Genomic DNA, 21,511 nt, shown 5'->3' with positions numbered 1-21,511 from the left:
AAGGGGGCAGCACACCGCTTAACTTCCGCTCCTTGGTGGCGAGTGTGCTGCAAGGGGAATCGACTCAAAACGTCAAGCGCGATCACCGAGGACCTGTGCGGCCATGCCTTCTCGGCCTCCTCGATCTCGGCATCAACAAGCGCCTGAACGAAAGGCGCCTTGGCGCATCGCTTACAACCGGCCGGCCGGGCACCCGATCAAGCGCATCGCCGTCGCCTATGAGGCGGCTGCGAGGGCTTCTGGTTGATGCCCTGGCTGCTGGACAAGCGATCGGGGCTTGCACCATCCACCCCGCCAGCGTTGCGGTGTCCCGTGAGCACCGGCGCACCAAGACTGATCGGCTCGACGCCGAGCCTTTGATGCGCGCCTTTGTCGTCTGGCTGCGCGGCGACAAGGGCCATTGCACCATGGCAGCGATCCCGACCATGGAAAAGTAGGACGCGCGGCGACCGAGCCGCGAGCGCGAGCACCTTGTCGGCGAGCAGACACGGCTCGGTCGCCGCATCAAGGGACGGCGCTGCCGCATACAGGCGCGCCGAGCTCCGCCGTTTCCTCGAGGCTCAACCTAGATGTTTAGTCCCGGCATTTGCTGGAGCGGATTTAGCCTGAAGCGTTCGGGTTGGGTGGCCCACGCCTTGCAGATGTACTCGTAGGATGTGAGGCCCTTGAGGGTCTTGAGCCTGCGGGCGAAGTTATACGCCGCGACGAAATCGGAGAGATGGCTGCGAAGCTGGTCGTGGCTCTCGTAGTAAAAGCGCTTGACGGTGGCGTCCTTGATGGTGCGGTTCATCCTTTCGACCTGACCGTTGGTCCACGGGTGCCTGGCCTTGGTGGTCCGGTGTTCGATGTCGTTTGTGGCGCAGGCATATTCGAAAGCATGCGCCCGGAAGCGCTCGCCATTTGCGATGGCCTCCTTGATGAGGGGAACGGCCGACCCTCCTGCACCAGGCGTGGTGAACTGGATGCCATTGTCGGTGAGCACGGTATGGATCTTGTAGGGGACGGCCGCGATCAGGCGCAGCAGGAAGTCTCGGGAGACGGCGGTGGTGGCCTTCTCGTGCAACTCGACGAAGGCGAACTTCGGGGTGCGGTCGATAGCGACGAACATATGCAGCTTGCCCTGTTCGGTTCGCACCTCGGCAACGTCGATGTGGAAGTAGCCGATCGGGTAGCTCCTGAACTTCCTCTTCGCCGGCCTGTCGCCCTCGACATCGGGCAGACGGCCAATGCCATGGCGCTGCAGGCAGCGGTGCAATGAAGATCGCGTCAGATGCGGAATCATCGGCTGCAGCGCATAGAGGGCTGTTGAGGTTCGCTCCCGCCACTTCGCGACCGTCTTCTGGTTGATCCCGGCAATCGTCGAGCGGCAGTAGCGTGTAGCGCCGCTTGGCCAGGGTTCTCAGGCTCTCTTGATGGGGTGGACGGCGCCCGCAACGGCATCATTCCTCGTGAGAGGCGTGCCAAGATGGCTGCTGTCGAGCACTCATCTGAAGGAGCACCGTCCATGGAAAAGACTACCATCGAACTCAATGCTGTAGCCACCATCGGCCTCGATCTGGCCAAGCATGTCTTCCAGGTCCACGCTGTCGACGCTGCCGGCCGTGTCGTCATGTCTCGTGCGCTACGGCGCAAGATGTGCTGGCATTCTTCGAGCGTCTGCCGTCGTGCCTGATCGGCATGGAAGCATGCGGCTCGGCCCATCATTGGGCTCGCGAACTGGCAAAGTTTGGCCATGATGTGCGGCTGATGCCGCCAGCGTACGTGAAGGCCTGTGTCCGTCGCCAGAAGAACGACGCCGCTGATGCAGCGGCCATCTAGAGGCGGTGACGCGGCCCTCCATGCGCTTTGTACCGGTACGATCGGTCGAGAACCAGGCTGCGCTCATGCGCCGGGCGTACGATCGCCGGGATCATGTCGTTGCCTTCCATGATGAGAATCGCCAGAGCACGGGCATTGTTCGGTCCCTGCGCGGCGATGATCCCGATCTCAGCCAGATGGCTGCGCAGGGCATTGAGCAGTTGCGTGCGTTGCGCCACCAAAAGTTCGCGCACCTTATGGCGGAAGGCGACGATGACCGCCTCCTCCTCGACGGAAAGAACCGTCGACCGCGGCTCTTTGGCCCCGTCGGCACGTCTGCGATGGAAGAGGACTGCGTGAGCGCCAACCACGAGCAGTTTGCGCAAATATCGGTTCCCCATCTTGGAGACGCGTCCCAGCCGCTCCTTGCCGCCTGATGAACTTTGCCGGGGCGTTAGCCCGAGGAATGCCGCGAACTCCCGCGGGCCCGAGAACGCGGAGATATCATGGATACTTGCGGCAAGCGCAGAGGCGGTGACGGGACCGATGCCGGGAATGGTCATTAGACGGCGCGCGGTGTTATCGGCTCTGGCGAGAGCCAGAATGGCCTGATCGCTTTGTCCGATCTCATGATCGAGTTCATTCAGCCGACGCACGATAGGCAACAGCGCCGGTGCCCCCGCATAGTGTGCCTCGTCGCGCATGAGCGCGAAGGCGATGCGGGCGAGCTTGTTGGCAGTCGCCACGGCGACAAGCTTGAACGGCTTGGTCTCCATCAGGCGATCGGCCCAGCTTCTCAGCGCATCGCTGCAGCGTAACAGCATCAGCGGCTACGACCGCGGACTGGAATCGAGGGTGACAGTGACATGATGGGAACAAACGAGGACAGATCCCCAAAGCCTGCAGCATAGTCGGAGCTTCGAGCTCGTTCTCTTGATCAGGCCAAAGGATCAGCGGACACCATCAGGGCCAGCGGTCACAGTACCGCAACAATAGGCCGGAGACATGACCGCACCCACGACCGTCCCATTGCCGAAACAAACCCTTGATCGGCGGGCGCCGTCCAGACATGACTATGTTGTATCGCTCGACGGACCGCCTCTGTCGTCGTGGCGCTGCCATGGAGAACCTGGCCCATAGTGCCTCCTTCGATTCGGAGGACAAGGATGCCCCATCAAAGCCTGGGATCAAACATCTAGTGCGGCAGCAGATCCGCGCATCGAACAAGGAACGGGAGCGCAAGCTCGCCACCGCCCCCGGCGGCGGAAATACAAGTTTTTCGCAAGTGGATTTATATGTGTCGAGTTGGCCGGCAAAATGGGCATGCGAATTTGAAGCCTGTCCGGGCCCTCGGCGTGTGGATCGAGAGGGCGGCCCTCTTAAGCGCAAGTCACCTGCCCGAACGGGCGACGGTAAGGATAATTCACCAAAGTAGTCTCAGGTCGTCCAGCATACAGGGCGCCGGGGGGCACCGCGCGAGCACTTCTTCTACGCCCGGAACAAGTTCGGTTCGCTCATTTCTTGTCTCCGTCGCTATGAGCAGAGAGTGCAGCTGTGTCAATGTCGATTGGCCTTCCAGACCTTGGTGGACGGATGGAGGGGGCAGAGCTGTCCCCGTATTGATAAGCTTTTCCCAAATTGACGCCACTCACCGTATCGGGGTTGGATATCATCCCTTGAATTCCTGAAAACAGGGCGCGCCGGGTGATGGCGCCCGCCGGCTCCCCGCCGTCATAGACCGCGATCAGATCTCCGCCATTCGCAGCGGTGCTAACCACAGCCGAGAGCTTGTCCGTGGTTTGCACGCGTGGGAGCGCCTGGAATTTCTTTTCAGAAAGCATCGCTATGCTGTCTCGCGGCTGCATGATCTTTCTGGCAGTGACAAGATTGAGCAGCGAAATGCCTGACACGAAATCAGCGACATAGCGGTCCTTGGGTGCGGTGACGATGTCTTCCGGCGTTCCGACCTGAACGAACTTCCCGTCCTTCATGATCGCAATACGATCGCCCAGGCGAATGGCTTCATCAAGATCGTGCGTGATAAACACCGTTGTTTTCTGGACGACCTTCGCGAGATCTAAGAACTGCTGTTGGAGCTGGCGGCGGATCAAGGGATCGAGGGCTGAAAAAGGCTCGTCCAGTAACAGGATCTGCGGGTCTGCCGCCATGGCACGGGCCAACCCCACCCGCTGCTTCATCCCGCCCGAGAGCTCGTCCGGGTAACGCTCGCCCCAACCGCTCAAGTCAACGAGCTTGAGGTTTTCTTCTGCCACGCGGCGGCACTCCTTGCGTGATTTGCCGCGTAGTTCGAGACTGAGGGAGACATTGTCGTAGACGGTGCGGTGCGGCAGCAGCGCCATGTGCTGGAACACCATGCCGACCGTCGCTGAGCGAAGGGCCCGGAGTTCAGACGGCGAAAGCTCGTTGATGGCATTTCCGCCGATCCGAACCTCGCCTGCGGTTGGTTCGATCAGCCGATTGAGATGGCGGACAAGCGTGGATTTCCCTGAGCCGGACAGTCCCATGATGCAAAAGATCTCGCCGGGCTGGACCGAGAAGGACACATCGGCCACACCCAGAACACAATCGAATTCCTCAAGGACTTGCCTCTTGCTGAACCCACGATCGCGCGCTGCCGCCAGGGCTTCCCCTTTGCGCGTGCCGAAAATCTTCCACAAGCCGGAGCAGACGATGGCGGGTACGGTCATGTGCGGAAATCTCGACAGTATGTTTGCCTTATCTTCAGATCGTAATCGGCCGACGGATGTCGTCGGCCGATTCTAACCTCAGGCCGTCACTTGGCGGCCTTGGCTTCAGCGACCCACTTTTCCCAGTCTGTGTGGTGAGCGGCGATCCAATCGGTTGCGTGTTTCATGATCTGCTCGGCGCTCTTTTCACCATTGGCAACCTTTTGATTTTCCGCGTTGACGTCCTCAATCGGGATCTGCACGAGCTCAAAGAATTTCTTGGCTTTCGGGTTGGCTTTCAGCCAAGTCGTATTGGCGATGATTTTCTGGTCGTTCACGGGGAAACCAAGATTCCCTATGCCTCCAACAACTGTGTTGCCGGTCTCCCCATCAGGAAGCGAGGTGTTCTTGACGTTGAGCCAGACAACCTCCTTGCCGGGACGAAGAATGGCAGAGACCCACAGCGGCGTCCAAGTGTAGTATAGTGTCGGCTTGCCAGCCTTGATGCGTTCGATCGCGTCAGGAATGATGGCGAAATAGCCACCTTGCTTTTCCTCGACGGTATCACGCAGGCCATAGGCGTCGAGTTGATGCTCGATCACGCGTTCGCAGCCCCACCCCGGTTCGCAACCATAGAGGTCTGCCTTTCCATTCCCGTCGATGTCGAAGAGCTTGGCCTTCTCGGGATCCTTGAGGTCCTCAAGATACTTGATGCCAGTGGCGTCGGCCGTTTTTTTATCGATCAGATAGCCCTGCAGGCTGTTCTTGATTAGGGTGCCGACGCGCGTCAGCTTTTCGTCTCCCCCTGATGCTTTCCAGAAAGTGTCGTGGAGCGGGACCCAGTGCACCGGATAGAATGTCAAATCGCCGTTGGCCACAGCGGTATGCGCCAGCTGAACTTGAACCTGGGTGAGGTCCGCTACATCATAGCCGAGCTCCTTGAGGCCCTCATCCACGACAAATGTCTGGAATAGCTCTTCTGTCGCTCCGCTCCAGGCCGGCTTGACCTGATCTGCCATTGCCGGCCGGGCACAGCCGGCCATCACGGCTATGGCCAGCACCACGCATTTTATCTTCATCGTCTCCTCCCTGTATGAGCAAATTGCTCAGCTTCTATGATTAGTTGTTATGGTGACGGCTCTGAGGAGCCCCACCGGACCTCGATGCCAGAGCGCGCCGGGCATCCGCTTCTGTGTAGACAGCGAATGCGTGAAGCGATCGAGCACGATGGCCAGTGCGACGATGCCCAGGCCTCCGACTGTCGCCAAGCCCACATCAAGACGACCTATACCGCGCAGCACCGTCTGGCCCAGTCCTCCAACAGCGATCATCGAACCAATGACCACCATCGATAGCGACATCATCAGCGTCTGGTTAATGCCGGCCATTATGGTGGGTAGCGCAAGCGGCAGCTGAGCCTTCCACAGTAGCTGAAGCTCGGTCGCGCCGAAGGCGCGCATGGCTTCAATCACCTCTTCCGGTACCTGCCGTATGCCGAGGTTCGTGAGGCGGATCAGCGGCGCGACCGCAAAAATGACCGTGACGATCACGCCCGGTACGTTACCGATACCGAAGAGCATGACAATTGGAACCAGATAGACGAATGCCGGAATGGTCTGCATTCCGTCAAGGATCGGCCGCATGACCACAAATATCCGCTCGCTCCGCGCTGCCCAGATGCCGAGGGGAATCCCAAGCATCACTGCGACGACTAGCGATGTCAGCACAATCGAAAGCGTCGTCATTGCGTCCTGCCAGACCCCGATGAGCCCGATAAAGGCGAGAGCGCCGACGACAACCCCGGCGACCTTCCGTCCGCCGAACTGCCAGGCTGCCAAGCCCGCGACGATAATCATCACCACCGGCGGGACGGAATGGAGCGCCAAGCCGAACCACTGCAGCAGCAGGTCGAAGGGCGTTTTGATCGATTGGAACAAAGGCCTGTAGTGGTCAACGACCCAGCGCAGCCCGATAGTCATCCAATCGGCAAGAGGGATTACCCCGCACTCAAAGGGGTCTAGTATTCCGCATTTACTCATGTTGCTGTTCTCCAGAAGCTTTCTCGCTCGAAAACTGCTGCGCCAACAAAGGTCTTAGGGCATATCGCAGGGTCGCGCTAAAGTTAGTCATAGCCAATATTTGCTCCGGTTTGCGCTGGCCCTACAGTAGGGTACTCATCTATTCCTAAGTAGTACCGCACCCTTACCGACAGATGCGCACTTCTCATTGTGCAATTCTGGAGTTTCTGTTCACGTGACCGAAGAGACAGCTTCGCGCTGGGCAAGCGCCGCTCACGACAGTCCGTCTTGAGGTTACTGGAAGCCAGAACGCGATCCGCATTGCTTCTGAAAAACTACATACTTCTTCTCCCTATTCGATCCCGGCCTTGATTCATGGGCACTTGGCTGGACCTTAGGCAAGGCTTGGCGAAATTTCCTCTCGGCGTTGGCGACAAACGCATCGAGTTGGGTCCACCGGCAGCTCCTCGTAGCTCTCGATGATTGCTTTGCCCTTTCCCTGTAGCGCCGTGCCATGTCATTGGAGCCTTTGACCCTCCACTGCTCCTAGCTTGGTTAGTCGAAGATCTCCGGCGGAATCAACGCGCCTTTGAAGTGCTTAAGCACGAAGGATTCTCCGAGACACTGGACGCTGGGTCCGACGGCTTCGAGCGCGTCCTCGAAATATGCGAATGATATACCTTGGCACGGCGTCGAACGTCATTCTGTCTGGCGTGATCTCGAAACGCTGTGACGGATCGCGAGATGTAGTATCAAAATGGGAAGGGGCTTTGGACATCAGGTCCATCACCCTGTCGCCGTCAAGGCGAACACGGTGTTCACAGACATCTGCGCCGGCTTCTTTCCACTGCCTGATTGCCTTCTCTTCCTTGCATTTGATCGTTATCTCGCGCAGCATAGCCAGGGATGCCTGATAGATGCGCTCAAGTTGCTCAGCAGTGACCGCTCCCACCGGCCGGATGCACTGGATAGTCGAGACGCGCGGCGTTCTTTTAGCATCGCGCGCTGCAACGACCGAAGACCGGCCTCCGCGGCGTCGAATTGCGGGAGTGTCAGTGTGTCCATTCGAGCCTCACCCGCGACAGCGGAACGACCGGCATCCTGCGCTAAACACCCGTGGCTCCGCCGTCCAAGAAGGCGCCCCGGATTTGTATCTTTCTGATGATATGCGTCGCCAACCGCACTGAGAATGCGCAAAAGGTTTCGCCGCGCTTAAATACAGTTTATGTCCAAGTCCTTGGGGCGAAAGCTTTGCGGTCGAAGCCACCATGTGGTCCCTTGAACTGCAGAGCCCGTGGGGATCGTTCCGCTAATCCTCTCGTGCCGTTCGGACCAGGGCACCGGCTGGTGGGCTCGCACAATGGTCGAGTCGATCATCAGCCATTCCGGATCCAACGTTTCAAGCACGTCGTCCAAAACACCCATCTCTATCCAGCAATAGAATAGTAGCGCCGCGTCACCGAACCGTAATCGCCAAGCCGCTCCGGTAGGTCCCGCCATCGCCCGGACGCGCCATCGACAGTAGCGCGTCCAGGAACTTGCGGTCATCCATGCGCGGCCTGCGCTTACCGATCGAGCCCGGGACAAAACCATTCCGTTACCACCTGGTCATCACGAAGCGCGTCGTACTCCATCGACTAACGGGCGTGCGCTTGGCTGTAGCGAAGGTTTGATATGCAGCCGGCCTTGCTCGCGTGGATCGGCGGACACGGTGAAGTGCGACCCGATCAGCCTCTGGGCCGGATTGGACCCAAACCTTCGCTGCCGCCCGGAGACGCAGCCGCGAGTATAATCTGGGCGCACGAATGGATCATGAGGTGTTCCATGCGGCAAATGGCTTGCGGGCTAGCGAACCGCGAGCGAACATATATCCGCCGCAGCAAGGCAGACGTCTAACAACTTACCAGCGAGTTGATGATAGCGCGGGCGATAGTCGGCGGCGCTATGGGCCGGCTCAGGCGGAAGCCACGTCGAGCAGTTGTCGGCACAGGGCGAGCTTGGTGGCTCGTTGGCCGTTTGCAAGGAAGTCATAGTGGCGATGCGGTGTGAAGCCATCGGGCAGGCTGTGCAGGAGAAAGCGGCGGATGAACTCGTCCGCTGCAAGAACATGGTCTTGCATTTCACCTCCTTCGGAATCCCAAACCCTTAACCACTGCGTAGTGCTGATAGAGACCGGCGGCGTATTGTCGTTGGGCTCCACCTATCCAGACGCCTATGCGATAGGGATTTCGCGATCCGTCGCCGCAGGCAACAGTCAGCGAAAAATTGCTCCCATGAGTAGCTTTAAGCTCGACATGAAGCTGGTCTATGTCGGCAGCAATCTTTTCCGCGTATCAAGACACAGGGGTTCGGAATAAAGAGCGGGAGATTGCAATACAGGTCTGCGGCTAGGCCTGAGAACTGAATCATCCGATCAGGAAGGAGCGTTCAAATCGCGATTGCGGCGTGCTTTCTGGCGCATCTGGCTTACCCTCAATTTGCAAATAGCCGTTTGGACGGACAATTGAATGAAAGGTCCTCGACATGACTTTGCCCGACCAATTTAAGCGCACTGTAGTCATTGCAGTGGATTTACAAAATGACTGCATCGAACCCGATGGGGCATGGCCGATCTACAACCGTGAAGAGCTTCTGCGGTGTGCCAAGACAGCTCTCGATTCATGCCGTGCAGCGGGACTACCTGTTATCTATACACAGAACTGGTATGATCCCAGAGGAGTAGATACGCTCCGTCACGAAGCTTTGGACGGAGGCGGGCGGCCATCACATAGCGTCGGTCAGGCTGCTGAGATTCACGTGGACCTGAAACCGGAAGCGAGCGACCTCCTTGTTCGAAAGCAGCGTCCCAGCGCGTTCTATAATACGAATTTGGAGATTTTGCTGCGCCGTTTGAATGCGGACCATCTTATAATGTTCGGGGCCTGGAGCGAGGTTTGTTTGGAGACGACAGTGTGGGACGCGATTTCGCGCGACTACCGCATCACGATTGTCAAGGATGCCTGCGGCACCGCGACTGAACTGATGCATATGACTGCCATCCTTGATTTGGCCAACTGGCTTTATGCAGGCTCGGTGATCACCGCGGACAACCTCAAGAGGGCTCTGGAGGGTATGCCATACAACGCTTGGCGCTTCGATCGGCCGGCCGCATTTGCTTACACGCTTGAGAACGTTAAATCTCTCTACAACTCTCTTTGAGCAGTAGAAAGACGGCCTCTTAATTAGAAGCCTTCGAAGCTAACCGCCAGTGTCATCAGCCGATCTGGGTGGGACGGAACTGGCCGTTCACACTGCTGCTGCAGAGGGAGGAACCGGTTCTAGCCAGGGGATACAGTTTTTTCGGGCTCCGTCATGTGGGAACCTTGGCGCGTCACGTTGTGTTCGCCGACCGCGTTGTTAAGGTTCATATGCGGCCACCACCTCCAGGGCGAGAAGCAATTAACTTGGGTACAGGTTGTGAATCTTGATATCAATCAGGTATATACCCGGCGTCGTCCTTTTGGTCTACGACAAATTCGAAATATAGTTTATTCGAAGCGAGTTAGGTGATCAGCGTTCAAAGGAATAGGTTCGCAGAGCGCGGATGAACTAGAATTAAGATTGTCTTCGGGCTCGCGTGCCGCGCCAAGCTGGGTCGGAGACAGGAGTCGAGTAGCCACATCGACAACGGTTGACCGGAGTAGACCAATTTGGAACACAACATAGAGGCGTCGATGTCTAATATCATGCCTGCTCCATTCGCGCGAAGCTTGTACTACAATATGGCTCGCATCAGGCAGTTTGAGGACCGGGTCGTTGCCCTGGTCGATGACAACGAGATCGCTGGCGTATGTCACGAGTACAGCGGGCAAGAGGCGGTTGCTGTTGGTATTTGCGGCGCACTCACGAACTCCGACATCGTCACAAGTACCCATCGAGGGCATGGCCACACGCTGGCGAAGGGTGGCGACGTTGGCAGAATGTTTGCTGAGCTGCTCGCACGAACGGGCGGATACAATAAGGGTCGTGGCGGATCCATGCACATTGCTGACGTCGGGATTGGAATCTTCGGGGCGAATGGCATCGTTGGCGCTGGAGCCCCTATAGCCTGTGGCGCGGCTCACAAATTCAAAGCCGCTCGCGAAAACCGTGTTGCTGTTTCATTCTTCGGCGACGGAGCAATCAATCAAGGGGTGCTTCACGAAGCGATGAATCTCGCGGCGATTTGGGATCTTCCTGTCATTTTCGTTTGCGAAAACAATCAGTACGCAATTTCGACGCCTCTCAAAGCAGTTACAGTCTTAGATCCTTACGTTCGCGCCCAATCCTATGGAATGCCGGGTGTGTGCGTCGATGGCATGGACGTCGAGGCGGTTTATCACGCTGCTCTCATTGCTACGGAGCGCGCCCGGACCGGCAAAGGCCCAACGTTCATTGAGTGTCAGACTTATCGCTACTTTGGGCATTATACAGGCGAGCGTCACATGAAGATGAACTATCGATCTCAAGAGGAACTAGATCGCTGGAAGTTGCGGGACCCTATTAAGATTTGGGCAGCGCGTATGATGGAAAGTGGCTTGTGCGTTCAAGAAGACATCGAAGCTATCGATGCCGAGGTCAAGATTGAGATCGACCGAGGCGTCGAGTTCGCTAGGAGCAGCCCTCCACCGAACCAGACCGAGGCACTCGATTGCATGTATGCGGTGCCGTATCCGAACACTCCGGCGTGGGGAGCAGAGCCGTGAGACAGCTGAGATTTCTTCAGGCCATGAACGAGGCCTACCATCAGGCTATGGGGGCAGATGAGAGTGTCATGATCATCGGAGAGGACATTCGAGGTGGAATTCGTGGTGAGACGAAAGGCCTGCATGGCGCCTTCGGCGATCTCCGCGTACTCGACACGCCAATTTCCGAGGCAGCGTTCACCGGCTTCGCCACGGGGGCGGCTTTGGCCGGATTGCGTCCAATCGTTCAGTTCCAAGTTCCCTCTCTGATTTACGTCGCGTTCGACCAGCTGGTCAATCAAGCGGCGAAGATGCGACTGATGTTAGGAGGTCAAGCAAATCTTCCAATCACTTACACGCTAATGGTATCTGGATCGCGGGGTGGAAACGCGGGCCAGCATTCAGACAATCCCTATCCATACCTTCTCCACGCTGGGTTCAAGGTTGTTTGCCCTTCGAATGCCTACGATGCCAAAGGCCTCATGATCCAGGCGATCCGAGAGGACGACCCGGTCGTTTTTATAGCATCGGCCATGTCGCTTCCGCAACGAGGCCCGGTGCCGGAGGAAATCTATGCCGTCCCTTTCGGCTGCAGTGACGTTAAGCGTGAAGGCTCCGATGTCACAGTCGTCGCTATCGGGCATTTAGTGCCCGAGGCTCTAGCAGTCGCTGAGCGCCTCTCTCAGGAGAAAAACATTAGCGTCGAAGTGTGGGATCCTCGGTCTCTCTTGCCGCTTGACAGGGAGGGATTGTTGAAATCCGTCAAGAAAACTGGCCGCGTCGTAATCTACGACGACACGAACCGTACTTGTGGGTTCGCCGCCGAGTTGAGCGCAATAATAGGGGAGCAGGCGTTTTCATCTCTCAAGGCCCCGATTAAGCGTGTTACCCGAGCTGACGTTCCCATGCCGTTCAATCTTGCGCTCGAAGCCGCGGTTCTGCCGAAGCCGCAGCAGCTGGAAGACGCGATCTTATCCGTAAGGAGCTATGATCATGTTTGAGGTCCGTATCCCGAAGATGGGTGCATCGACTGTCGAGGTTGATCTTACGAAATGGTATGTTTCGGTCGGCAGCTCGGTCGTGCCGGGTCAGATTCTAGCTGAAGTGGAGTCGGAAAAGACCAACATTGAAATAGAGGCGGAGACTGCTGGCGTGGTCGCTGAGATCCTGGTTGATGAAGGGTCAGTGACGGAAGTCGGAACCGTTATCTGTCGCATCAACACCGAGCAGTAAAATAGGGGCGGACCGTGGGTTTCTTATTGCGGGAACGTCAGAGCTTTCCCAGGGTTGCATACTGGGGGCGCATTTTGGTGGCCTACGGCTGCACACCCACTTGATAGAGTATTCGGCGTCAACTGCAGGCTGCTCTAAGGATTAATTACGATGACACGAGCCAAGCGCTTCGAAGGCAAGACGGTTTTGATTACTGGTGGAGCTCGAGGTCAAGGTGCGGCGGAAGCCATCCAGATCGCATCAGAGGGAGGCCAGGTTGTCATTGGCGACATCCTTGACGAGCAGGGCAAACAACTCGCCGCGACTATCGGCGAAAATGCGTCGTACGTGCATCTCGACGTCAGTAGTGAGCAAGACTGGCGAAGCCTGATCCGCTGCCTGGAGGGAAAGAGGACGGGACTTCACGGTCTGGTCAACAACGCGGCAATTTATGAACCCTTGCCAATGACGGATTCGAGCGTCGCGTTGTTCGAAAAGCACTTCCGAGTGAACCAGTTGGGTTGCTTCCTCGGTATGCGGGAGGTCTCACCTCTCATCGAGACATCCGGCGGTGGCGCCATAGTCAACATCTCGTCCATCGCCGGGATGCGCGGAAGCCGAACTTGTATGGCCTATTCCGCGACGAAATGGGCCCTCCGGGGCATGACGAAATGCGCGGCCCTGGAGCTTGCGCCAGCAGGAATCCGCGTCAATTCTATTCACCCGGGATGGGTGGAAACGGAGATGCTGCTCGCCGAGGATTCGTCCGACAGAGAGAGCCAGTACGCGCTCATTCCACTCAAGCGGGCCGGCACGGTCGATGAGGTAGCCGACCTCGTTCTCTTCCTGCTCTCTAACGAGAGCCGCTACATTACCGGGGCGGAGATCGCGATCGACGGAGGACTATTGCTGTGAGCCATTTGGCCTAGCTCAACATGAGTTCAGCACGAAAGATTTTCATCTTCGTACTCCAAGCAGGCAGCCCGAAACCGCAAAGATATCTCAAAAGCACAGTAGAGCGATGCCTATCAACGTCAGAATGCCGGCTTTCGTTTCCGATATGGGAGCAGCCACGATTGAAAAATGGATGTTCAATGAGGGGGACGACATAAAGGCCGGAGATGTTTTGGCTCAAATCTCAAGCTGTGGCACTACTGGCCAGATCAAGGCCGCTGCGGGCGGTATTCTGAAAAGGATTGTCGTTCCCGAAGGTACTAATGGTCTAAAGGTCCGGGACCTGGTTGCCGTTCTTGCCACCACGACTAAAGCGGGTTCGGTTGCCGAATTGCCGGGGCAACGGTCCTACGCGCCTGGAGAGCCTGTTCCTGCAGCGTGGTCTGGAAGCAAAGATGCCTGGGACGAAGCTGTTATTAAGCTGTTTGAGGGCGGAACGTATGAACGCGTACCTCACGGCGGGATGCGAAGGACGATTGCACGTCGTCTGGTTACCTCGAAGCAAACCATTCCGCATTTCTATGTCGGCGTGGATTGCGAGATCGATGAGCTTCTGGAACTGCGCTCCCGACTCAACGATTCCGCGCTCACGGCCGCGGACGGACAGGCGATCTGCAAATTGTCGGTCAATGACATGGTGATAAAAGCCCTCGCGCTTGCGCTGCGTGATGTTCCGGACGCAAATGTCTCCTGGACCGAGAACGCTATCCTTAGACACAAACATGTAGACATAGGAGTTGCGGTCTCGATCGTTGGCGGTCTGATCACGCCGATCATCCGCAAGGCTGAGCAGAAGACGCTTCAAGTCATCTCTGCCGAGATGAAGGACCTCGGCAAACGCGCCAAGGATCGCAAGCTAAAGCCTGAAGAGTATGAAGGCGGCACCACATCAATCTCGAACATGGGCATGATGGGGGTCAAAGAGTTCGCTGCCGTGATCAATCCCCCGCACGCTACGATTCTTGCAGTCGGTGCAGGCGAACAGCAGGTAGTGGTCAAGGACGGTGTAATGGCCATCGCAACGGTGATGAGGGTTACACTTTCCATCGATCATCGCTGTGTGGACGGCGCGCTCGGAGCAAAGCTGCTGCAGGTATTTAAGAGTTATATAGAAAATCCCAGGAGCATGGTCGCCTGAGCAAAGTGGGTCTTCCGATTTAGTGATTAATGCGCGCGGTTATGGCCGCCGAAGGTATTGCACCGGGACATTCGCTTACGGGCTAACACTGCTACACACGCCTTCTATTGTTTGACATTTCGCCAGCCATAGGACTCCGTTCGGAATGGTTGATCGTATTCGCAAACTTGGGTGTGAGCGGATGGATATAAGCTGGGTTTAAGGCCAGCGAAACCTTTTGCGCATTCTCATACAAATTGCAGGCGCCTACCATCGCACGACAACTGGGTAGGCCGCCTATCGCCTATCCCAGGCAGGGGGGGTTCTGCGGCAGAATGTTGGTCACCTATCGCGCGCGGCTTGGACAATGTCGTATGCGTGTCGCGAACGCCTTTTCAGGTGATGGTAATCGGCAGACGTGGAGCAGACCGGCAAAAGCAACAACGGGCGTCACGCGTATACGGATCATGGTCGCGGCCAATATGAGTGGCGCACGCCAAACTTGGATCAAAGGCAGCATGGATTATCTGAAGAAATTCGACCTGTCCGGCAAGCGTGCAATCGTAACGGGGGCGGGGCGCGGTATCGGGCTTGAAATCGCTCACGCTCTCGGCCAAGCGGGCGCCGCAATCGTCGTTGCGGACTTAGACGCAGATAGCGCTGCTGCCGCTGGGGCCAAACTCGGATCATGCGGTGTCGTGGCAAGTCATCGAGCCATCGATGTGGCAAAGCCGGAGGCCGTTACGGCTCTCGCCGACGAACTGAATGCCGAACAGCCGATCGATGTCCTAGTCAACAATGCCGGTATAGCCCGGATAGCCGAGGCTCTCGATACTTCCGACGCGGACTGGTTGGCAACGATGCGCGTCAATTCGGATGCGGCATTTTGGTGTGCGAGGGCCTTTGGTCGGCACATGATCAGCCGTCGCTGCGGTAACATCGTGAACATCGGATCAATGTGCGGCACGATCGTGACACAGCCACAGAACAACACCGCCTATATAACCAGCAAGGGCGCCATTCACATGATGACAAAGTCGCTGGCCTGTGCCTGGGCAAAGCATAATGTTCGGGTCAATGCGGTGGCTCCAGGCTATGTGACCACCGAGATGACAATTTCCCCGAAAACCGAAAACCCCTTTCAGTATGAGCGATGGTTAGAGCAGACTCCGCTTGGAAGATTGGGCGAGTCGCATGAAGTTGCAGCTGCGGTCCTGTTTCTTGCTAGTCCAGCATCGAGCTATTGCACGGGAGCCATCCTGGCCGTTGATGGCGGCTATACGTGTATGTGAGCGATGGGCGTTGCATTGGAAATATCGTCACGATCACGCAACGTCCAAGCTCAGGTGGGAATATGGAACTGGACACGCTTCCGAACGCTTCGAGGAGCTAACCGCTAACTCTCCATGACAAGTCCAACGAGTGGGCAAAGGTCTGCCAAAAGGTGGGAGATTATGGAGGATTCTGCCGCATTCCCGTTCCTAACTATTGAGACCAATCCATTCGTGTATCGGGCGACGCAAATGAAGGCGGCGATGCGCCGGATGGAACCCCGCTATATGTCGATTTCCAGCCGACTTAAACTCGATCGATCGGACCCGGGACCGTGTGGATCTATCTACTGAAACGCGTTCTCCTCGCGCTGGCAATTACGATAATCGCGGTGACGCTTGTGTTCATGATGATCCATGCGGTGCCTGGCGACCCAGCCGTTGCTCTGCTGGGGCCCCGCGCCACGCCTGAAATGATAGAACAGCTTCATCGGGAAATGGGGCTGGATAAGCCGCTTGCCGTGCAGATTGTCATCTTCTTCGAGGGGCTGCTCCAAGGCAATCTTGGTTTTGATATGTCGAGTCGACGTCCTGTTGCCGATATAATTTTCGAGCAACTTCCTTACACCATCGAACTAATCTTCGTCTCCATCTCGTGGGCGGTGGCGATTGCCGTGCCGCTCGGTTGTTACTCGGCCATGAGGCCTAACTCCATCGTGGACCAGATCCTCGGGATCATGGCGGTCGCCGCGATCGCAATTCCGTCTTTCGTCATGGCTGTCTATGCGCTCCTGATCTTCGCAGTCACTCTCCATTGGTTACCAGCAGTAGGAGCCGGAGAGGGTTTTTTTGACGGTCTTGTCCATCTCATTCTGCCAGCTTTCGCCGTCGGGATCGGCTGGGTTGGGTATATCTCCCGACTGGTACGGGCTTCCATGATGGAGACCTTGAGTGAAAACCATGTGCGAATGGCCCGTTCCTTCGGCATTTCAGAGTGGCGCATTGTTTCGCGCTACGCGCTACCGCTTGCAATTTTGCCGACAGTGACGATCCTCGGCGTGGGCATAGCGTGGTTGCTGTCGACAGCTGTCTTTATCGAAGTGGTTTTCGCTAGGCCGGGCATCGGTGCCTTGATTGTGCAGGCGGTCAACACCCGTAACTATGCAGTCGTAATAGGGGCGGTGCTTGTCACGACGATTCTCACTGTCTTCGCGACAACGGTGTCCGATCTGATTGCGGCCGCTCTTGATCCTCGAACCCGTGAGAAACTTTAGGATGGCGAGCCTCGAAGCAATCCGCGGGGAAACCAGCCCGGAGCTAGCCCCCGGGAGCTTTCGCAAGGTGGCACGGCGATTGCGCAAAAACCGTCTTGGCGTTCTGGGCGCCGTCCTCGTCGCGATCGTATTCGCCAGCGCGATCTTCGCCCCGCTCATCATTACACATGATCCGATCCGCATCATGGTGGGGCCTCGTTTGGCGGACCCCTCATGGCTTTTTCTTCTGGGCACTGATCAACTGGGTCGCGACACATTCTCGCGCGTCATGATGGGCGGCCGCGTCCCACTGCTTGTCGGCTTCGCCTCGCTTGGCAGTTCGTTGGCAGCGGGCCTCGTGCTTGGTTTGATTGCGGGCTTCGGACCGAGGTGGCTGGACAATTTGCTTCTTCTTTTATTCGATACGATCCGCTCCTTTCCCGGCATTATCTTCGCATTGGCGGTCATCGGGTTGCTTGGACCCAGCCTAGCGAGCGTGATTTTTGTCATTGCAATCACCTCTATGCCTATCTATGCGCGCGTGGTGAGGACCCAGACAGAGGCACTTCGCAACAGTGAATACATCGCCGCAGAACGCACCCTGGGCGCTGGCACGACCCGCATCCTTGCAGTGCACGTACTGCCTAACGTCATTGGCCCGCTTCTCATCCTCGTGAGCATGGACGTGCCTGCGGTCATAGCCGTGGAGGCCGGTCTGAGCTTCCTCGGTTTGGGCGTACGTCCACCCACGCCCGATTGGGGAGCAATCCTCAACGACGGCTACAATTACATCCAGCAGACGCCGTGGCTTGTGGTTGGCGGTGGTATTCCGATCGTCCTCGCAACGCTGGGCTTCACATTCCTGGGCGAGGCGCTACGCGACATGTTTGATCCAAAGTTGCGGAAAGATCTATGATACGACACGATCAGTCATCGCAGGCGACCTCACCCCTCCTGGATATACGGCACCTCAATCTCGACTTCGGGACACCAGAAGGGCGCATCCATGCACTGCGAAACGTGTCGCTTAATGTCGCGGCCGCAGAGGTGGTCGGCATCGTCGGCGAAAGCGGATCCGGAAAGTCGACACTCGCGTATACAGTGATGGGCCTGCTTTCTGAAAATGCTGATGTCACAGGTGGCGAGATCCTGTTTGAAGGGCGAGACCTGCTGAACATGCCAGCTCAGCCGCGGCGTAGCCTTCTTGGCGATCGACTTTCCATGGTTTTTCAAGATCCGATGACTGCGCTTAATCCTGTGCGGACGATCGGGAACCAGATGGTCGACATCCAGCACCACGCGCAAAAAAGCCGGAGTGAAAAGCGTGCCCGTGCGATAGACATGCTACACCGGGTCGGAATTCCCGATCCCCAAACCCGGATCGGCGCCTATCCGCACCACTTTTCCGGCGGCATGCGTCAGCGGATATGTATTGCCATGGCGCTGCTTGTAAGACCCGCGCTCCTCATCGCCGACGAGCCGACGACTGCGCTCGATGCTACACTTGAAGTCCAGATCATTCATCTGCTCAAAGATCTCCAAAGGGAGATCGGCTGCTCCGTCCTTTTCGTATCCCATCATCTTGGAGCTGTGGCTGAGTTGTGCGACCGGGTCGTCGTCATGTATGCCGGCGAAGTCGTCGAACAAGGCGATGTCCGCAGCATATTTCGCAATCCCGGTCATCCCTACACACGCGCCCTGCTTGAGTGCGACCCGGGGAGGCTTAAACGAACCACACGTACATTGCCGACCATTTCCGGCGAGGTGCCAAGCCTCCTCGGCTTGAAAAAGGGGTGCATCTTCAGTGTGCGATGCCCACAGGCGTATGATCGCTGTCTTCAGGAAACGCCGGTCGATCAGCCCATCAGCGTAGGGCAGACCGCACGATGCCATCTGCTCGAAGAAAATCGGCTGGTTTCGGGATGAGCGCCCTTCTCAGTGTTCGGGACCTCTGCGTCCGCTTCCGCACGATGGGACCGCTCAAAGCGCTTGCAACTAGGACGAAAGCGCCTTTCATAGACGCGGTGTGCGGTGTTTCGTTTGAAATCCACAGGGGCGAGACGCTGGGCCTTGTCGGCGAAAGCGGCTCCGGAAAATCCACTGTCGCTCGCACGTTGATTGGCCTGCAGCGCGCGGTGAGCGGCAGCATCAGCTTCGATGGTCAGGAACTCACGCAACTCAGCGCGGTAGAACGCAAGCCCTACATGCGGCGCATGGCGATGACGTTCCAGGATCCGATCGGTTCACTTTCGCCCAGGCTGACGGTGCGGTCGCTCTTGACCGAGTCTTTCCGCATCCATGGAATGAAGGATCGCGATTTAGGAGCCGAAGCGATGCGCCTGCTGCGGATGGTGGGCTTGCCGGCCGATTTTGTTGGTCGCTATCCTCATCAACTCTCCGGCGGCCAAGCCAGGCGTGTCAGCGTGGCGCGCGCCCTTGCGCTTAATCCGGACTTGATCATCGCCGATGAGCCGACCGCCGGCTTGGATGTTTCGGTGCAAGGCGAGGTACTAAACCTTCTCACGCGCCTGCAGGATGAACTGGGCATCGCGATCCTGATAATCACGCACAACCTTAATGTAGTGCGCCACATAACCGATCGCATGGCGATCATGTATCTCGGCCGCCTCATTGAAGTCGGCGCGACCCAGAGTATTTTCCACCAGCCAAGCCATCCTTATACCGAAGCGCTGCTTGCGGCCAATCCCGAGCCCGATCCGGACGCAGTGCTCAACAGGATTGAGCTCAAGGGCGAAGTGCCAAGCGTGATGAACCGACCATCCGGCTGCGAGTTCCACACCCGCTGTCGGTACGCTCGAGACAACATCTGTGGTCACGTCGCTCCCCCCTCCTCAGTCAGCCTGCAGGACCCGGGGCACCGCTTCAGATGCCATTTCCCGATAAGCCCGAATCTAACGGGGTGAGCGCAAGCGCATATGATCGCGTTCTGTTCCTGCCCCGGGCACGATCTCCGGCTTCGGCTGCCTCGCGTTCGTAGTCGTCCGTGAAGAACACGGAAGGCTCTGATTCAATTTATGATTTTCCCCTGATTTTGGGTTTTAGTTTGCCGGAAATCGTGGCCTTAGGGGGCGATTTCTGGCAAATTGTAATGGTGCCTGTACGCGTGATTCGGCTGGTTTGACGCGAGGGAGCACGCGATGCGGCCAAAGGAACGACGAGACGGCGGCCAGACCGACCTGTTGCGGGCTCGCTCGATCAGATTCTCAACATGGATCATGCGCTGGTGAAGCTGGCGGCGGCGATCGACTGGCGCTTTCTCGCTTTCTCGAAGAGCGGCTTGGCGAGGTCTATGACGACGGCCCTGGCCGGCCGCCGCTGCCGACCCGGTTGATGGCGGGCTTGGCCATCCTGAAGTCGATGCACAACCTGTCCGATGAAGGCTTGTGCGAGCGCTGGCTGGAGAACCCCTATTACCAGATGTTCTGCGGCGAGGAGTTCTTCCAGCACCGCCTGGTCTTCGACCGCACGTCGCTGACGCGCTGGCGTCTGCGCATGGGCGAGGAGCGGCTGATGGCGCTGCTGCAGGAGAGCCTGGCGGCGGCGACCCGGCTGGGCGCGGCCAAGCCGGCCGACTTCTGCGCGGTGATCGTCGACACCACCGTGCAGGAAAAGGCCATCACCTTCCCGACCGACGCCAAGCTGATGCAGCGGGCCCGCGAGCGGCTGGTCAAGCTGGCCAAGAAGCATGGCGTCGTGCTGCGCCAGTCCTATGCGCGGGTGGGCAAGTTCGCGCTGATCAAGCACCAGCGCTATGCCCACGCCAAGCAATTCAAGCGCGCCAACCGGCAGCTCAAGCGGCTGCGCACCATGCTGGGCGCGGTGATCCGCGACATCGCCCGCAAGATCGCCGGGCAGCCGGGCCTGATGCAGGTCTTCGGCCTGTCGTTGTCGCTTGCCCGCCGTGTCAGGGACCAGCGCCAGCGCGAGCGGGGCCGCAAGGTCTACTCCCTGCACGCTCCGGAGGTGGAGTGCATCGGCAAGGGCAAAGCTCACAAGCCCTATGAGTTCGGTGTCAAGGTCTCGGTCGCCACAACCCTCAAGCGCAGCCGCGGCGGCCAGTTCGTCGCCCACGTCAAGGCGCTGCCCGGCAATCCCTACGACGGCCACACGCTGGCCACCATCCTCCCAGCGATCGAGGAGACGATCGGCGTCAACCTCTCCAAGGTCGTCACCGATGCCGGCTATCGTGGCCACAACGCCCCGAAGACTACAGGCGCGGCCTCACCAAGACCGTCAAGCGGGCGCTGCGACGGCGGGCCGCCGTCGAGCCAGTCATCGGCCATCTCAAAACCGACCATCGCATGGGCCGCAACTTCCTGGCCTTCGCCCAAGGCGACGCCAACAACGCCGTGCTCGCCGCCGTCGGCTACAACTTCGGCCTCCTGCTCAACTGGCTGGGGCTTTTGTGCGCCTTCATCCTGGCGATGCTCGCAACCACAGCAACGCCGCCCCTCCGGCCGCGAATAGCCTGACGCCGC

General features: G+C 58.0%; 15 protein-coding genes and 7 pseudogenes. 14 read left to right on the top strand and 8 right to left on the bottom strand.

Going from position 1 to position 21,511, the window contains the following annotated elements; translation table 11 throughout:
- Positions 1 to 26: 26 nt before the first annotated feature.
- A pseudogene (locus ACVMIM_RS12380) lies at positions 27 to 152 on the top strand (transposase); the annotation flags it as partial.
- A 413-nt stretch (positions 153 to 565) separates the two neighbouring features.
- Here the strand turns inward: ACVMIM_RS12380 and ACVMIM_RS12375 are convergent.
- A pseudogene (locus ACVMIM_RS12375) lies at positions 566 to 1,403 on the bottom strand (integrase core domain-containing protein).
- Positions 1,404 to 1,504: 101 nt separating this feature from the next.
- On the opposite strand from ACVMIM_RS12375, the pseudogene ACVMIM_RS12370 reads away from it, so the two are divergent.
- Positions 1,505 to 2,036 (top strand): annotated as a pseudogene (locus ACVMIM_RS12370) (IS110 family transposase); the annotation flags it as partial.
- Positions 2,037 to 2,140: 104 nt separating this feature from the next.
- On the opposite strand, the pseudogene ACVMIM_RS12365 reads toward ACVMIM_RS12370, so the two are convergent.
- The 7 genes and pseudogenes from ACVMIM_RS12365 to ACVMIM_RS12335 form a co-directional block, all read right to left on the bottom strand.
- Positions 2,141 to 2,372 (bottom strand): annotated as a pseudogene (locus ACVMIM_RS12365) (transposase); the annotation flags it as partial.
- A 939-nt stretch (positions 2,373 to 3,311) separates the two neighbouring features.
- Entirely contained in the window at positions 3,312 to 4,505 is a 1,194-nt protein-coding gene (locus ACVMIM_RS12360) for a quaternary amine ABC transporter ATP-binding protein (protein WP_476112217.1), read from the bottom strand.
- A gap of 86 nt (positions 4,506 to 4,591) precedes the next feature.
- On the bottom strand, positions 4,592 to 5,563 hold the full coding sequence (gene proX, locus ACVMIM_RS12355) for a glycine betaine/L-proline ABC transporter substrate-binding protein ProX (RefSeq protein WP_476112215.1): 972 nt from the start codon (positions 5,561 to 5,563) through the stop codon (positions 4,592 to 4,594).
- A gap of 27 nt (positions 5,564 to 5,590) precedes the next feature.
- A complete protein-coding gene (locus ACVMIM_RS12350) occupies positions 5,591 to 6,523 on the bottom strand; it encodes an ABC transporter permease (protein WP_476112213.1) in 933 nt (310 codons plus the stop codon).
- Between the two features lie 577 nt (positions 6,524 to 7,100).
- Positions 7,101 to 7,544 (bottom strand): trimethylamine methyltransferase family protein, encoded by a 444-nt coding sequence (locus ACVMIM_RS12345; protein WP_476117193.1) that lies wholly within the window; start codon positions 7,542 to 7,544, stop codon positions 7,101 to 7,103.
- Between the two features lie 281 nt (positions 7,545 to 7,825).
- Positions 7,826 to 8,136: pseudogene (locus ACVMIM_RS12340) on the bottom strand (transposase); the annotation flags it as partial.
- 338 nt (positions 8,137 to 8,474) lie between these two features.
- Positions 8,475 to 8,702: pseudogene (locus ACVMIM_RS12335) on the bottom strand (transposase); the annotation flags it as partial.
- 323 nt (positions 8,703 to 9,025) lie between these two features.
- Here ACVMIM_RS12335 and ACVMIM_RS12330 point away from each other — a divergent pair.
- The 12 genes and pseudogenes from ACVMIM_RS12330 (at position 9,026) to ACVMIM_RS12275 (ending at position 21,505) form a co-directional block, all read left to right on the top strand.
- Entirely contained in the window at positions 9,026 to 9,700 is a 675-nt protein-coding gene (locus ACVMIM_RS12330) for a cysteine hydrolase family protein (RefSeq protein ID WP_476112212.1), read from the top strand.
- A 515-nt stretch (positions 9,701 to 10,215) separates the two neighbouring features.
- Entirely contained in the window at positions 10,216 to 11,226 is a 1,011-nt protein-coding gene (locus ACVMIM_RS12325; protein WP_476112210.1) for a thiamine pyrophosphate-dependent dehydrogenase E1 component subunit alpha, read from the top strand.
- Positions 11,223 to 12,206 (top strand): alpha-ketoacid dehydrogenase subunit beta, encoded by a 984-nt coding sequence (locus tag ACVMIM_RS12320; protein ID WP_476112208.1) that lies wholly within the window; start codon positions 11,223 to 11,225, stop codon positions 12,204 to 12,206. The genes ACVMIM_RS12325 and ACVMIM_RS12320 overlap by 4 nt, the downstream gene beginning before the upstream one ends.
- Positions 12,199 to 12,438, top strand: a complete 240-nt coding sequence (locus ACVMIM_RS12315) for a biotin/lipoyl-containing protein (RefSeq protein WP_157895994.1) — start codon at positions 12,199 to 12,201, stop codon at positions 12,436 to 12,438. The genes ACVMIM_RS12320 and ACVMIM_RS12315 overlap by 8 nt, the downstream gene beginning before the upstream one ends.
- A gap of 150 nt (positions 12,439 to 12,588) precedes the next feature.
- The gene (locus tag ACVMIM_RS12310) at positions 12,589 to 13,332 is read left to right on the top strand and encodes an SDR family NAD(P)-dependent oxidoreductase (protein WP_476112207.1); all 744 of its coding nucleotides are present in this window, start codon (positions 12,589 to 12,591) and stop codon (positions 13,330 to 13,332) included.
- Between the two features lie 106 nt (positions 13,333 to 13,438).
- A complete protein-coding gene (locus ACVMIM_RS12305) occupies positions 13,439 to 14,509 on the top strand; it encodes a 2-oxo acid dehydrogenase subunit E2 (RefSeq protein WP_476112205.1) in 1,071 nt (356 codons plus the stop codon).
- Between the two features lie 353 nt (positions 14,510 to 14,862).
- Positions 14,863 to 15,780, top strand: a complete 918-nt coding sequence (locus ACVMIM_RS12300) for an SDR family NAD(P)-dependent oxidoreductase (RefSeq protein ID WP_476112203.1) — start codon at positions 14,863 to 14,865, stop codon at positions 15,778 to 15,780.
- A 314-nt stretch (positions 15,781 to 16,094) separates the two neighbouring features.
- Positions 16,095 to 17,033: an ABC transporter permease gene (locus ACVMIM_RS12295; RefSeq protein ID WP_476112202.1), complete on the top strand. Its 939-nt coding sequence runs from the start codon at positions 16,095 to 16,097 to the stop codon at positions 17,031 to 17,033.
- Position 17,034: 1 nt separating this feature from the next.
- Positions 17,035 to 17,928, top strand: a complete 894-nt coding sequence (locus ACVMIM_RS12290) for an ABC transporter permease (protein WP_476112200.1) — start codon at positions 17,035 to 17,037, stop codon at positions 17,926 to 17,928.
- A complete protein-coding gene (locus ACVMIM_RS12285) occupies positions 17,925 to 18,938 on the top strand; it encodes an ABC transporter ATP-binding protein (RefSeq protein WP_476112199.1) in 1,014 nt (337 codons plus the stop codon). The genes ACVMIM_RS12290 and ACVMIM_RS12285 overlap by 4 nt, the downstream gene beginning before the upstream one ends.
- Positions 18,935 to 19,936, top strand: coding sequence for an ABC transporter ATP-binding protein (locus ACVMIM_RS12280; RefSeq protein WP_071101227.1), 1,002 nt, complete (start codon positions 18,935 to 18,937; stop codon positions 19,934 to 19,936). The genes ACVMIM_RS12285 and ACVMIM_RS12280 overlap by 4 nt, the downstream gene beginning before the upstream one ends.
- Positions 19,937 to 20,170: 234 nt before the next feature.
- Positions 20,171 to 21,505 (top strand): annotated as a pseudogene (locus ACVMIM_RS12275) (IS5 family transposase).
- Positions 21,506 to 21,511: the final 6 nt, after the last annotated feature.

The organism is Mesorhizobium sp. USDA 4413 (genome assembly GCF_056280365.1).
This window is presented reverse-complemented; position numbering and strand designations above follow the sequence as displayed.

Bases quoted from the DNA above. Each gene is read 5' to 3' on its own strand.
- ACVMIM_RS12360 (WP_476112217.1), bottom strand. From the start codon at position 4,505: ATGACCGTACCCGCCATCGTCTGCTCCGGCTTGTGGAAGATTTTCGGC.
- proX (WP_476112215.1), bottom strand. From the start codon at position 5,563: ATGAAGATAAAATGCGTGGTGCTGGCCATAGCCGTGATGGCCGGCTGT.
- ACVMIM_RS12350 (WP_476112213.1), bottom strand. From the start codon at position 6,523: ATGAGTAAATGCGGAATACTAGACCCCTTTGAGTGCGGGGTAATCCCT.
- ACVMIM_RS12330 (WP_476112212.1), top strand. From the start codon at position 9,026: ATGACTTTGCCCGACCAATTTAAGCGCACTGTAGTCATTGCAGTGGAT.
- ACVMIM_RS12325 (WP_476112210.1), top strand. From the start codon at position 10,216: ATGTCTAATATCATGCCTGCTCCATTCGCGCGAAGCTTGTACTACAAT.
- ACVMIM_RS12315 (WP_157895994.1), top strand. From the start codon at position 12,199: ATGTTTGAGGTCCGTATCCCGAAGATGGGTGCATCGACTGTCGAGGTT.
- ACVMIM_RS12310 (WP_476112207.1), top strand. From the start codon at position 12,589: ATGACACGAGCCAAGCGCTTCGAAGGCAAGACGGTTTTGATTACTGGT.
- ACVMIM_RS12305 (WP_476112205.1), top strand. From the start codon at position 13,439: ATGCCTATCAACGTCAGAATGCCGGCTTTCGTTTCCGATATGGGAGCA.
- ACVMIM_RS12300 (WP_476112203.1), top strand. From the start codon at position 14,863: ATGCGTGTCGCGAACGCCTTTTCAGGTGATGGTAATCGGCAGACGTGG.
- ACVMIM_RS12290 (WP_476112200.1), top strand. From the start codon at position 17,035: ATGGCGAGCCTCGAAGCAATCCGCGGGGAAACCAGCCCGGAGCTAGCC.
- ACVMIM_RS12285 (WP_476112199.1), top strand. From the start codon at position 17,925: ATGATACGACACGATCAGTCATCGCAGGCGACCTCACCCCTCCTGGAT.
- ACVMIM_RS12280 (WP_071101227.1), top strand. From the start codon at position 18,935: ATGAGCGCCCTTCTCAGTGTTCGGGACCTCTGCGTCCGCTTCCGCACG.